The organism is Methylomonas sp. MK1 (assembly GCF_000365425.1).
Taxonomy (GTDB): Bacteria; Pseudomonadota; Gammaproteobacteria; order Methylococcales; family Methylomonadaceae; genus Methylomonas.
On the sequence record NZ_AQOV01000001.1, the window covers coordinates 2,562,165 to 2,574,345 of the forward strand.

Genomic DNA, 12,181 nt, shown 5'->3' on the forward strand with positions numbered 1-12,181 from the left:
GTAGCGGAACCAATTTTATTTACCCAGCACTTCGCCTCTAACGCTTTCTACCAGTGCCGCAGCTTCCGCGATGAGTTCGGCAGGCACATTCAGCTCTTGCATGGTTGCGCCCAGATGTTCCATGACGGCATCGTAATGGGAGTCGTTCAAACCCATTTTCACCAAGCGTGCATGGCCGTCGCGCAAAGAACGTCCGGTGTAGTTGTTGGGGCCGCCGAAAGCCACCGTCATAAAGGTTTTTAAATGCTCGGCTTGTTTAGCCATGTCGGTTCTTTCAAAAAAGCGGTTGATTCGATAATCCCCCAGCACTTTGCCGTAGAACACATCGACCGCCGCGTTGACTGCCGCTTCGCCGCCGATACGTTCATACAACGATGGTCCTTGCACTTCGTTTTCTTCACTCATGTTACCCCCTCATTATAATTTTCTAATTTTCGAGGCGGCGTCTAAACCGGCAAACTATTGATTTTGACTGATTTAGCGGCCTCGGCGGCGATGATACCCGATGATAGTTTCGCATCCAAACTATTTCACCACCGCCAAAGACCCGACTGATTGTAAGTTATTGAATCTTTTCGAGACCGCCCAGATAAGGTCGCAAAGCTTCCGGCACAGTGATCGAACCGTCTTCGTTTTGATAATTTTCCATCACAGCGATTAAGGTCCGTCCAGCTGCCAATCCGGAGCCGTTTAAGGTATGCACCAATTCAGGTTTACCGGTTTCCGGATTGCGCCAGCGCGCTTGTAAACGCCGCGCCTGGAAATCCTTGAAGTTACTGCATGAAGAAATTTCGCGGTATTTTTGCTGACCGGGTAACCAGACTTCCAGATCGTAGGTTTTAGACGATGAAAAGCCGGTGTCGCCAGCGCACAGCAGCACCTTACGGTACGGCAAGTTCAGCTTTTTCAGAATGGTTTCGGCATGGGCGGTCAATTCTTCATGCGCTTGCGCCGATTGCTCCGGCGTGACGATTTGCACCAACTCGACCTTTTCGAATTGATGCTGACGAATCATGCCTCGTACGTCGCTGCCGTATGCGCCGGCTTCGCTACGAAAACACGGTGAATGACAAACGAATTTCAACGGCATTTGCTTGGCTTCGACGATCACATCGCGAACGATGTTAGTGACCGGCACTTCGGCGGTCGGGATCAGGTAAAAAGTCGGATCGTTCTGGACAGTGAACAAATCCGCCTCGAACTTGGGCAATTGGCCGGTACCGCGCAAGCTATCGGCGTTGGCCAGGAACGGTACATAGGTTTCCTGATAGCCGTGCTCGTTGATGTGCGTGTTCAGCATCAGTTGAATGATCGCGCGTTGCAAGGTCGCCAGTTTGCCGGCCAGTACCACGAAACGGGCGCTGGCAATCTTAGCGCCCAACTCGAAATTCATTCCCAGCGGTTCGCCCAAGTCGACATGATCCTTAGGGGGAAAATCGAACTGGCGCGGCTCGCCCCATCGGCTAATTTCGACGTTGTCGGCATCGCTTTTACCGGCCGGCACCGCTTCGTCGAGAATATTGGGAATGCCTTCCATTAGGACACTCAATTGGTTTTGAATGTCGTTCAACTCGGATTCTGCGGCTTTTAGCTGATCGCCCAAGTCCGCCACCTGATCCAGCAAAGGCTGAACGTCTTCGCCCTTGGCCTTGGCTTGGCCGATGGCTTTAGAACGGGTGTTGCGTTCGTTTTGCAGTTCCTGGGTTTTGACCTGAACCTCTTTACGCCGGTCTTCCAGGGCTTGATAGACAGCGGCATCGAATTGAAAACCGCGTCTTTGCAATTGTTGCAGAACCAGTTCCAGGTCGCTTCTGAATAAACGGGGGTCTAGCATGGTGATGAGTATCCTGATTTGAAAAAAGAGAGAAAACGGCGGCTATACCTGCTTGCCCAGCCACAAGCCAAGCCAGAGCGCAGCACTGCAAAAAACGACATTACTCAAAAAAACGGTAAGCATTGCACCCATATGCGATTCGAAGGAATGGCCGCTTTCCAGCAGGTAGAGAATTAAATATAAACCGGACAGGGTGATGAATAAACCAATCAGAACGGTCACTAAAATAGCCCGGTATTCTATTGAAATGGACAGTTTGTGCATCAACACCGTGGCGACGATGCCGATCAAAAACGCGCCGATGCCATTAACCAGCGTCAAGGCATAAGGAAACGGCCAATCGAACAGGCGGAATGTACCTTGCGAATAGAAAAATAACCCTTTGCCTAGCGCCAGACCGGCCCATACGGCCAACAGACACCCAAACACGCTGGCGACAATATTTAGCCCGGCCTTGCTGATTTGACCTTGTTCCAGCAAATAGAAAGTTTCCAGGGAAAAGCTGGAAAAGGTGGTAAAGCCACCCATCACCCCAACCAGAATCGCGGTGCGGTACTCCAAGGCAATGGTCAGACGTTGCAGAATCAGTGCTTCAGTCATCAGCCCGATCAGAAACGAGCCGAGCAAATTTACAGTCAAGGTACCGTAAGGAAAGCCCCTACCCAGCCACAGATACATGCCGCTGGAGGCCAGATAGCGCAACATGGAACCGATAGCGCCGCCGAGAGCGACCGCGAACAATTGCAACATCAGAATTTAAAGAACGTTTCCCGGTAGTAACGCAGTTCTTCGATGGACTCGATAATGTCGTCCAAGGCTTTGTGCGAGGCCTGCTTGTTGAAGCCGTCCTTCAACTGCGGCGCCCAGCGCGCGGCCAATTCTTTCACGGTAGACACATCCAGGTTACGGTAGTGGAAAAACGCTTCTAATTTGGGCATGTAGCGATACAAAAACCGCCTATCCTGACAAATGCTGTTACCGCATATCGGCGAGGTTTTGGCGGGCACCCATTGCTGCAAAAACGCGATGGTGCGAGCCTCCGCTTCGGCAGCATCGATTTTGGAGTCTTTGACCCGCTGAATCAGGCCGGATTGACCATGATGCTGCTGGTTCCAGTCGTCCATTGCCGCCAACGCCGCGTCGGATTGATGCACCGCCATCACCGGCCCTTCGGCAAGAATGTTCAAATGTTTATCGGTGACTACCGTGGCGATTTCGATGATCAGATCGTTATCAGGATCTAAGCCTGTCATTTCCAGATCGATCCAGATAAGATTGTCGGCATCTTGAGCCATTTTCATTCCATGGTATTAATAATGTTGCGGCAAATTGTAGCATTAGCTAATCTGTACCGCTAATTGTTAACCCCACCTACATAGGCTTGATGAACACGTTTACCGGCATTTTTTTAGTAGCTTTAGCCCTTTCCTACGGCATCCAATTCTGGCTGGCAATGCGCCAGAAATCCTACGTTTTACAGCATCGCGAACAGGTGCCGACCGCCTTTCAAGACCGGGTGTCGCTCAGCGCCCACCAAAAGGCTGCCGATTACACCATAGAGAAAAGCAAACTGGGCGACATCGACAGCGTGGTCGGCATGGTCTTTTTGCTGGCGCTGACCTTGGGTGGCGGCATCAGCCTGGTCTTCGATTTCTGGTCGACCTTCGATTTGTCGCCACTGATGGCCAGTTTGTTCTCAATGGCCAGCATTTTTCTGCTGATGACCGTGATTGAAATCCCGTTCAGTTTGTACCAAACCTTTGTCATCGAAGAAAAATACGGCTTCAATAAGAGCAAACTGCCGCAGTTCGTGAAAGACCAAATGATGTCCATGGGCTTAACCTTGGTGATCGGCTTACCGATTCTGGCGCTGATTCTGTGGGTAATGGAGAGCATCGGCGGCCTCTGGTGGCTGTATGCCTGGGCCATCATCATGAGTTTTTCGCTGTTGATGAGCTGGCTGTTTCCGACCGTGATCGCCCCGCTGTTCAACAAATTCGAGCCTATGCAGGAAGGCTCTCTGAAACAACGCATTCAGGGTTTGCTGGAACGCTGCGGCTTTAACAGCCAAGGCATTTTCATCATGGACGGCTCACGCCGTTCCGGCCACGGCAATGCGTATTTCACCGGCTTGGGCAATAACAAGCGTATCGTGTTCTTCGACACCCTGGTCAATTCGCTGGACGAGGAAGAACTGGAGGCGGTGCTGGCGCATGAGCTAGGTCATTTCAAATGCAAACACACCATTAAAATGCTGGTCGCTTCGTCGGTGATGACACTAATCAGCTTTGCAGTCTTGGGCTGGTTGATTACTCAGGATTGGTTTTTTGACGGCCTAGGCGTCAGCACGCACTCCAACGCCGCGGCGCTGTTGCTGTTTATGCTGGTATCGCCTGTCTTCACCACCTTCATGCAACCGATCAGCGCCTACTTTCAGCGTAAATTCGAGTTCGAAGCCGACGACTTTGCCACCCGCAATGCCCAAGGCAGCAAAATGATCAGCGGTTTGGTGAAACTTTACGAAGAAAACGCCAGCACCCTGACGCCCGACCCACTTTACTCGGCGTTCCATTACAGCCATCCGCCCGCCGCGATCCGCATAGCGCATATCGAAGAAAAGATGCAGTCCGCCTGATGGCAGACCTGCACCAGGGCTTGGTCGTCGCCCATCTCGGCAAGGGTATCGCCGTGGAAGTGAGCGACGATGATGGCTTAGCTGCCGAACAACTCGTGCTCTGCCAGACTTTACGTAAACTGGACACTGTGGTGGTCGGCGACCGGGTGATGCTGTCGATGTCCTCGCCCGATCAAGGCCGCATCGAGCAGATACTACCCAGACGCTCGGTGTTGCAGCGTCCCAGCCGCGGCAACGACACGCGGCCGGTAGCGGCTAATCTAGATACCATTTTTATCGTCTTCGCCGCCGAACCGGAATGCGATTTTTTGCTGCTGGATCAATACCTGGCAATCTGCGAAAACTGCAATATCGATGCTGCTTTGGTGTTAAATAAAGTCGATCTGCCGCTGTCACCTGTGGTTGAAGAAGGGTTAGCCTATTATCAAAACTTGGGCTACAGCCTGCATAGAGTCAGTGCCAACCAAAAAATCGGCATAGCCGGCTTGCAACAGGTTTTGGCGCAGCGAACCAGCATGTTCGCCGGCCAATCCGGGGTTGGCAAGTCCTCATTAACTAATGCGCTATTGCCGGATCGGAATTTAAAGATCAACAGCGTATCTGAAATCACCCGCCACGGTCGCCACACCACTACTGCCGCGACGCTTTACCATTTACCCGGCGGCGGCGATCTGATCGACAGCCCCGGCGTCGCGATATTTGGCTTGGCGGGGTTGTCGGAAGGGCAACTGGCTTGGGGTTATAGAGAGTTTCAGCCTTACATTTCAAAATGCCGCTTCAACGACTGTCGGCACGTCACCGACAAGGATTGCGCGGTGCGGCTGGCCGTAGAAGCGGGGCAAATTGCTTCCGAGCGCTATCAGCGCTTCTTAAAACTCAGAGAAAAGATGCCGCCAGGCAATCGCAACTAATCTCTCCAAACAGATGATTTCGCACCCCGGATCAATTCAATCGGTTCTTGCACGGTATTCTCGGTTCGCGTAAATTATATTCTTATGACTAAAGCACTATCCAAGACCGCCGGAACCAGTAAATGGACACACATAAAGTAGCACGCCTTCCGGAGGATAAAACTTGGGAAGTGCCGGGCTTCACACGAGACGAACACGGTAAACCGCAAATCGGTCTTGAGCCGGAAAGTCTTTATGCTTACGGTCATCTGATACGCCTGACCGAAGAGCTGGTGCTTGATCAATTTTCCCGCGGCCTGGTCTCGGGCACCACCCACACCTGCATCGGCCAAGAACTTACCGCATTATCGGTGGTGCGTGCCTTGGATCATCCTGATGACGCCGTCCTCTCCAATCATCGCAATCACGGGCATTTCCTGTCGTACTCCGGCGACTTTGTCGGGCTGGTTGGCGAAATTATGGGTCGCGAGGCTGGCGCCTGCGGCGGTTGGGGCGGCAGTCAACATCTGGTTCACCGCAATTTTCACAGTAACGGCGTGCAGGGCGGCATGTTGGGCATTGGCGCGGGTCTGGCGCTGGCGCGCAAGCTGCACGGCAGTTCCGGAATCGTGGCGGCCATCATTGGCGACGGCACGCTCGGCCAGGGCTTGGTCTACGAAGCTATGAATCTGGCGTCGGTCTGGAACGCACCGTTGCTGGTCGTGGTCGAGAACAATGGCATTTCTCAAACTACCGTCAGTCGCGACAACCTGGGCGGCGATATCGAAGCCCGCGGCGCGGCATTCGGACTACCCACTTGGCGCCTTGCCGACAATGACCCCGAGTTCTGCAGCAAAGTGGCGGACGTAGTCAGCGCAGTCCGCACGAGTCGCGGCCCAGGCTTCCTTGTGATCGACACCCGGCGGATGGGCCCCCACAGCAAAGGCGACGATCTGCGCGATCCAAATGAGCTTGCAGAAATTCGCGCCCGCGATCCTTTGGCGGCGTTGGCCAGGCAGTTGCCAGCCGATACGCTGACTTCTATCGAGTCACGCAATCGCGAATTCGTGGAAGCAGTGCGCCAAGCAGCCAACGCCTCGCCGGAAGCCACACTCGCTGAACCCCCTACACACATCTTCACCAACCAACTTGAGCACCCTTTGCCCAGTTATCCGCCAATCCCGGCCGGTAGTAATGTGCGGCAGGTGCTTAACACCGCCTTGCAATTCCTGCTCAAGTCCGATCAGCGCACGCTATTAATCGGCGAAGACCTGCACGACCCCTACGGCGGCGCCTTCAAAGTCACTCAAGGCCTGTCCAGCGAATTTCCCGGTCGCGTCATTTCCACACCGATCAGCGAGGCCGGCATCACCGGCTCGTCTATCGGCTTGTCGCTTGACGGCTACTTACCCATCGTGGAAATCATGTTCGCCGATTTCCTGTCGCTATGCCTGGATCAACTGCTGAACCATGCCGTGAAGTTTCCCGGCATGTTCGCCGATACCTCGGTACCTATCGTAATCCGCACACCTTGCGGCGGCAGACGCGGTTACGGCCCCACACACAGCCAAAGTCCTGAGCATTTGTTTACCTCGGTGCCTGGCCTGACCGTGGTTTACGGCAGCCACAGACATAATGTTGCCGAACTTCTGATCGACGCCGTACTGGGCTGGCACTATCCGGTGTTGTTTCTTGAGCACAAGCTACTTTACGGCGAAAAAATGGATCCGGCGGATTATATCGCGCTGCCGGCAACGGATGATGTCGCTACCCACCTGTTCCCTACATTACGTCGCGGCGCAACCGAACCTGACCTTACATTAGTAAGCTACGGCGGCATGCTAACGATGACCGAAGCCGTGGCAAACAGACTGGAAAGCGAAGAAGAGCTGGAAGTCGAAATCGTATCGCCGTCCCTGCTGTCGCCACTGCCGCGCGAATCGTTGATAAAGCATCTGGCAACGCGGGAGTGCGTGGTGGTGATCGAGGAATCTCACCACGACTTCGGCGTCAGCGCCGAAATAGCCGCCGCTTTGCTGGAATCCGGATTCAAGGGCCAGTTTCTGCGCATCGGCACGCCGCCCGTGCCCATCGCCTCCGCCCGCAGCCTGGAGCGCAGCATTATTCCCGACGAACAATCGATCATCGACCAAATTCTCGACCTTTTTTAAAGGACAGCCATGCCCACTTTCCAAACCGTCCCCTGCGTGAACATCAACGACGAGTTCGTGGACGTCGTCAGCATCGACGTCAAGCAAGGCGAGTTCGTCAATAGCGGTGACATAGTCGCCACCGTCGAAACCGACAAATCCATGATAGACGTGGTAGCGGAACAGGACGGCTACGTGCTGAGGGTCGACTGCGAACCGGGACAAAAAATTCGCGTCGGTGCAGTGATGTTCTGGCTGGGCGCCACGCGCGACGAAGCCATCCCCGAAGAAACCAAGGACACTTCGTCAACAGCAAGCGCTGTGCGCCAACCCACGGCCAAAGCCAGAGCCATGCTAAAGGAACTGGACATCGACCCGGCCCGCGTCCCCGCCAGCGGTGAACGCCTTTCGGTGGCCGACATCGAAACCTGGTTAAGCAAGGGCGGTAAGCCCGGCAAAGCCGCCGTATCTAGCCAAACGGCGATACGGCGGGAAGACGCGCCAACGGTTGCCGGCGACTTGCGGGAACTGTCGCCGGAAGCCGCGGGCATGCTGCATACAGTGGCTTGGCATCGGGATTTTGCGGCCTCGGCCTATCTGGAGGTCGAATACGACCCCAAGCCCTGGGAGGAAAGAGCCGCCGCCTATGCGGCGGAACATAAGCTGATGCTCTCGCCCTTGCTGCCGCTGATGGCCTTTCGTCTGGCCGAACTGGGCCGCGAACGTCCGCTGATCAATTCCACGATAGTCAACGGCCAGCGTTTCCAATATACGCCGGTGAATATCGGCTTTACCGTGCAGGCCGGCTCTATGCTTTATCTGACCGTGGTCCGCGACACTCAAGACATGGACGCGGCGCAATTCATCGGCGCCCTCGGCGAGGTACAGCGCCACGCCATGGCTCACAAGCTACCGCCGCAGGAAGCCTCCGGCGCCACCTTATCGTTTTCGAGTATGGCGCGCTGGAATGTCAGCCGCCACACCCCCATTTTACCGCCGCAAACAGCGCTAATTATCGCCCACGCAGCCCCGAAAAATTCGGAAAAGGCCGTCCTGGGCGCCACTTACGATCATCGCGTTCTTACGGGTTTTGACGTCGCACAAGTGCTGCTGGCGTTGTCTCGTCCGGCATAACCCACACATATAAACCAGAGGCTACCGATAAATGAACTTAAATCCCGACGAGATTAAAGCTGCGATTCGCAACAAGGTCATAGAGCTTGCCAAAGCGCTGGACATGGACGCATCCGACATTACCGACGACGACATTCTGCCTGCCACCGGCCTGCTCGACTCCGGCGCCATTCTGGAACTGGTGGTCTGGTTCGAGGCCAGCTACGACTTTCGCATCAAACAGGAAGACATGAACATCGACAATCTCGGCTCGATTAACGCGATGACCAACTTTCTGCTTTCCAGCAAACCAGCGTAACCATAACAATCACCCCATACGCCTATTTGACCCCATTGCGCTGAAGGAATAATCATGGCCATGCCGACGCTGGAACCGATTCAAGACGGCGACCTGCTCGCTTTCTGCCAATTTCTCACTGAACACCTCAGCTCCGAACGCAGCGCCGAACAATGGGCACAAGCTTTCCAGCAGAGCTGGGGAGTAGCCAAACCCAACAACGGTTTTCTGATCCGCGACGAGGGCAAAATCGTCGGCGGCATCGGGGCGATCTACGCCGAACGCATCATCCGCGGCCAAGCGGAACAATTTTGCAATATCACCAGTTGGTGCGTGCTGGAGGCCTTCCGCTCCCAAAGCATGCGGCTGGCGATGGCTGTCGTCTCGCAACCCGGCTTCCATTTCACCGACCTGACACCGACGGAAGTGGTATCGAAGACGCTACAGTTCCTGAAGTTCAAGCCGATGAACGAACGCCACGCACTGTGGCCCAATCTTCCCTGGCCATTTGCCCGACTCGGCGGTGTTCAAGTACTTACCGATTACGACGCAATCCAAGGCGCTCTGACCCCAGAGGATGCCAAGGTATTTCATGATCACCGCCACCTACCCTGGCTAAGACATCTTGCCGTTGGGAAACCCGGCGCGTATTGTCTTGTGACGTGGAAACCGAACCGATTGAAAGGCATACCCGGCGCGCTAATAATAGGATTCAGCGATCCCGAGCTGTTTCTGAATTACCGACAAACCATCGGCTGGCACCTGTTACAAAACGACTGTTTTTATACGCGAGTGGAATCACGTCTGCTACCTAGGTTACCGCTGATTTCGCACGAACTAGCCGGCTATCGCAACAAAGTATTTCGCAGCGACACGCTGGTCGAATCAGACATCAGCAACTTTTATTCCGAGATCGTAGGGCTAAACCAGTGAGCGAACGAAAACTGATTCGCGTAGACAGCGAAACCCGCCCCATCCTCACCGTCGTCATCCATACCGAAGAGGAGTTCGACTGGAACAAGCCGCACGACAGACACGCCACAGGCGTCAAGCATATGCGTCACATCGACCGTGCGCAGAATGTTTTCGATAGTTTTGGAATTGTGCCGAACTATGTGGTCGACTATCCGATTGCCTCGCAAGAAGAAGCCTTCGGTCCGCTTAAAGCCTACGCCGATTCGGGCCGGGCACTGATCGGAGCGCATTTGCATCCCTGGGTGTCGCCACCGCACGATGAAGAACTCAATGCGCGCAACTCCTATCCCGGCAACCTGCCGCGCGCTCTGGAACATGAAAAACTCCGGATACTCACCGAGCAAATCACAAACTCGTTCGGCACCTCACCCTTAACTTATCTGGCGGGCCGCTATGGCTTCGGTCCCAACACCGGCGAGATTCTCGAGGATCTGGGCTATGAAGTCGATATCAGCGTTGCTGCTTCAATCGATTACAGCGCCGACGGCGGTCCGGACTACTCTAGCTACACCAGTGACCCGTTTTGGTTTGGCAGCCAGCGCCGCCTGCTCGGCTTACCGGGCTCCGGCGGTTATGTCGGAAGGTTACGAGCAGGCGGCACGCCCCTTTACCGGCAACTGATGCATCCCTGGCTGCGAAAAGCCAAGATATCGGGAGCCGTCGCCAGACTCCGGCTATTGGAACGGATTAGGCTGTCGCCGGAGGATTACAGTGAACCGGAAATGCGCCGCTTAACCAAATCCTTGCTGGCAGATGGCGTGCGAATCTTTGTGTTCAGCTTTCACTCACCCTCTGTGATGCCAGGCGGTACGCCTTACGTAAAAAGCGATGCGGACCTTGAAAGGTTTCTGGAAAAATGCCGTCGCTACTTCGACTTTTTTATGCGGGAACTGGGCGGAACCGCGATGACCCCGCTGGAGATAAAGGACTGGCTGGAACAGCATTGATCCGCCCGGAGGTTGCCCGAACCCATAAAAAAGCCGCGAATTACGCGGCTTTTTTACATTTTATTTAACCCGGAGGCCAATGCATCTGTCTGCCCGCAAGCAGGTGCAGATGTAAGTGGTGCACAGTCTGCCCACCCTCGTCGTTGCAGTTGAATATTGTCCGGTAACCGCTTTCCGCATAGCCAAACTGCCCCGCAATTTTAGCGGCGGTTTGCAGCATTAGCCCACCTAGCAAGGCGTCGTCCAAATCATTTAAATTGGCGACATGGCGTTTCGGAATAATCAGCACATGCAAGGGCGCCTGCGGATGAATATCTCGGAACGCCAATAGTTGCTCATCTTCGTAAACCACATCCGGCTTGATTTCGCCGCTGGCCATCTTACAAAACAAACAATCGCTCATGTTTCCTCCTAAAATTCCCGGCGGCCGTTAAAGGCATGTGCCAAGGTGCCGCTGTCGATAAACTCCAGCTCGCCGCCCATGGGTACGCCGTGCGCGATGCGGGTGGCGCGGATATTGAATTTGCCGGCGACTTCGCCGATGAAATGTGCGGTGGCCTGACCTTCCACGGTGGAATTAGTGGCCAGAATGATTTCCCTGATCTGTCCCGTCGCCATGCGTTGCTCGAGCAAGTCAAAGCCAAGCTGATCGGGACCGATGCCATCCAACGGCGACAAGCGGCCGTGCAGCACAAAGTATTTACCTTTGAAGGTGGTAGCTTGATCGATCACCCATACATCAGCCGGACTTTCGACTACACACAAGGTTTCCGAATCGCGTAACGGGTTAGCGCAGACCTCGCACAACTCGGTTTCGGTCAAGGTCCGGCATTCGCGGCAATGGCCGATTTCGTTGACGGCTTTCGCGAGCATTTTGCTTAACTGCATACCGCCATCGCGGTTGCGCTGCAACAGATGAAAGGCCATGCGTTGCGCGGATTTCGGCCCGACGCCGGGCAGGCAGCACAGGCTTTGGATCAACTCTTTCAGCAAACCCTGGTTTTGCATGTTTAGAACGGCATTTGAAAACCGGGTGGAATCGGGATGCCGGCGGTGACGTCGGCCATTTTTTCTTTTTTCATTTTGCCAACTTTATGTACGGCGTCGTTAATCGCCGCCGCCACCAAGTCTTCCAGCATATCCTTGTCGTCACCGACCAGGGATGGATCGATACTGACCTTACGCACCTCGCGTTTGCCGGTCATGACTATCGTCACCAAGCCGCCGCCGGATTCGCCTTGCACTTCCATCGCCCCCAGTTCTTCCTGGGCTTTTTTTAAGTTGTCCTGCATTTTTTGGGCTTGTTGCATGATGCCCGCTAGCGCATTTTTCATCATCG

At 54.6% G+C, this 12,181-nt stretch carries 14 protein-coding genes; 7 read left to right on the forward strand and 7 right to left on the reverse strand.

The window, feature by feature from the left end:
- Positions 1-15: 15 nt before the first annotated feature.
- The 4 genes from G006_RS0112205 to orn form a co-directional block, all read right to left on the reverse strand.
- A complete protein-coding gene (locus tag G006_RS0112205) occupies positions 16-405 on the reverse strand; it encodes a group I truncated hemoglobin (RefSeq protein ID WP_020483475.1) in 390 nt (129 codons plus the stop codon).
- A 157-nt stretch (positions 406-562) separates the two neighbouring features.
- Positions 563-1,834, reverse strand: coding sequence for a serine--tRNA ligase (gene serS / locus G006_RS0112210; protein WP_020483476.1), 1,272 nt, complete (start codon positions 1,832-1,834; stop codon positions 563-565).
- A gap of 42 nt (positions 1,835-1,876) precedes the next feature.
- Positions 1,877-2,584: a fluoride efflux transporter CrcB gene (gene crcB, locus G006_RS0112215; protein WP_020483477.1), complete on the reverse strand. Its 708-nt coding sequence runs from the start codon at positions 2,582-2,584 to the stop codon at positions 1,877-1,879.
- On the reverse strand, positions 2,584-3,129 hold the full coding sequence (gene orn / locus G006_RS0112220) for an oligoribonuclease (protein ID WP_026147013.1): 546 nt from the start codon (positions 3,127-3,129) through the stop codon (positions 2,584-2,586). Before orn ends, crcB begins: the two co-directional genes overlap by 1 nt.
- Positions 3,130-3,218: 89 nt before the next feature.
- Here orn and G006_RS0112225 point away from each other — a divergent pair, with 89 nt between their 5' ends.
- From G006_RS0112225 to G006_RS0112255, 7 genes are all read left to right on the forward strand, one after another.
- Positions 3,219-4,469, forward strand: a complete 1,251-nt coding sequence (locus tag G006_RS0112225; protein ID WP_020483479.1) for a M48 family metallopeptidase — start codon at positions 3,219-3,221, stop codon at positions 4,467-4,469.
- Positions 4,469-5,380, forward strand: coding sequence for a ribosome small subunit-dependent GTPase A (gene rsgA, locus G006_RS0112230; protein ID WP_020483480.1), 912 nt, complete (start codon positions 4,469-4,471; stop codon positions 5,378-5,380). Before G006_RS0112225 ends, rsgA begins: the two co-directional genes overlap by 1 nt.
- A gap of 122 nt (positions 5,381-5,502) precedes the next feature.
- On the forward strand, positions 5,503-7,530 hold the full coding sequence (locus tag G006_RS0112235; protein WP_020483481.1) for a dehydrogenase E1 component subunit alpha/beta: 2,028 nt from the start codon (positions 5,503-5,505) through the stop codon (positions 7,528-7,530).
- A 9-nt stretch (positions 7,531-7,539) separates the two neighbouring features.
- Entirely contained in the window at positions 7,540-8,643 is a 1,104-nt protein-coding gene (locus tag G006_RS0112240; protein WP_020483482.1) for a 2-oxo acid dehydrogenase subunit E2, read from the forward strand.
- 31 nt (positions 8,644-8,674) lie between these two features.
- Positions 8,675-8,941, forward strand: coding sequence for a phosphopantetheine-binding protein (locus tag G006_RS0112245; RefSeq protein WP_020483483.1), 267 nt, complete (start codon positions 8,675-8,677; stop codon positions 8,939-8,941).
- A gap of 54 nt (positions 8,942-8,995) precedes the next feature.
- Positions 8,996-9,853, forward strand: a complete 858-nt coding sequence (locus G006_RS0112250; protein ID WP_020483484.1) for a hypothetical protein — start codon at positions 8,996-8,998, stop codon at positions 9,851-9,853.
- Entirely contained in the window at positions 9,850-10,842 is a 993-nt protein-coding gene (locus G006_RS0112255) for a polysaccharide deacetylase family protein (protein WP_020483485.1), read from the forward strand. Before G006_RS0112250 ends, G006_RS0112255 begins: the two co-directional genes overlap by 4 nt.
- A 64-nt stretch (positions 10,843-10,906) precedes the next feature.
- Here the strand turns inward: G006_RS0112255 and G006_RS0112260 are convergent, their stop codons facing one another.
- From G006_RS0112260 to G006_RS0112270, 3 genes are read right to left on the reverse strand one after another with little or no spacing between them, the layout of a single operon-like run.
- The gene (locus tag G006_RS0112260; protein WP_020483486.1) at positions 10,907-11,245 is read right to left on the reverse strand and encodes a histidine triad nucleotide-binding protein; all 339 of its coding nucleotides are present in this window, start codon (positions 11,243-11,245) and stop codon (positions 10,907-10,909) included.
- A gap of 8 nt (positions 11,246-11,253) precedes the next feature.
- Positions 11,254-11,850, reverse strand: a complete 597-nt coding sequence (recR, locus tag G006_RS0112265) for a recombination mediator RecR (RefSeq protein ID WP_020483487.1) — start codon at positions 11,848-11,850, stop codon at positions 11,254-11,256.
- 2 nt (positions 11,851-11,852) lie between these two features.
- Positions 11,853-12,176 carry a YbaB/EbfC family nucleoid-associated protein gene (locus G006_RS0112270; protein ID WP_026147014.1) on the reverse strand — a complete coding sequence of 108 codons (324 nt, stop codon included), beginning with the start codon at positions 12,174-12,176 and terminating at the stop codon, positions 11,853-11,855.
- Between the last annotated feature and the right edge of the window lie 5 nt (positions 12,177-12,181).

Bases quoted from the DNA above. Each gene is read 5' to 3' on its own strand.
- G006_RS0112235 (WP_020483481.1), top strand. From the start codon at position 5,503: ATGGACACACATAAAGTAGCACGCCTTCCGGAGGATAAAACTTGGGAA.
- G006_RS0112245 (WP_020483483.1), top strand. From the start codon at position 8,675: ATGAACTTAAATCCCGACGAGATTAAAGCTGCGATTCGCAACAAGGTC.
- crcB (WP_020483477.1), bottom strand. From the start codon at position 2,584: ATGTTGCAATTGTTCGCGGTCGCTCTCGGCGGCGCTATCGGTTCCATG.
- G006_RS0112270 (WP_026147014.1), bottom strand. From the start codon at position 12,176: ATGAAAAATGCGCTAGCGGGCATCATGCAACAAGCCCAAAAAATGCAG.
- G006_RS0112240 (WP_020483482.1), top strand. From the start codon at position 7,540: ATGCCCACTTTCCAAACCGTCCCCTGCGTGAACATCAACGACGAGTTC.
- rsgA (WP_020483480.1), top strand. From the start codon at position 4,469: ATGGCAGACCTGCACCAGGGCTTGGTCGTCGCCCATCTCGGCAAGGGT.
- orn (WP_026147013.1), bottom strand. From the start codon at position 3,129: ATGGCTCAAGATGCCGACAATCTTATCTGGATCGATCTGGAAATGACA.
- G006_RS0112260 (WP_020483486.1), bottom strand. From the start codon at position 11,245: ATGAGCGATTGTTTGTTTTGTAAGATGGCCAGCGGCGAAATCAAGCCG.
- G006_RS0112225 (WP_020483479.1), top strand. From the start codon at position 3,219: ATGAACACGTTTACCGGCATTTTTTTAGTAGCTTTAGCCCTTTCCTAC.
- recR (WP_020483487.1), bottom strand. From the start codon at position 11,850: ATGCAAAACCAGGGTTTGCTGAAAGAGTTGATCCAAAGCCTGTGCTGC.
- G006_RS0112205 (WP_020483475.1), bottom strand. From the start codon at position 405: ATGAGTGAAGAAAACGAAGTGCAAGGACCATCGTTGTATGAACGTATC.
- serS (WP_020483476.1), bottom strand. From the start codon at position 1,834: ATGCTAGACCCCCGTTTATTCAGAAGCGACCTGGAACTGGTTCTGCAA.
- G006_RS0112250 (WP_020483484.1), top strand. From the start codon at position 8,996: ATGGCCATGCCGACGCTGGAACCGATTCAAGACGGCGACCTGCTCGCT.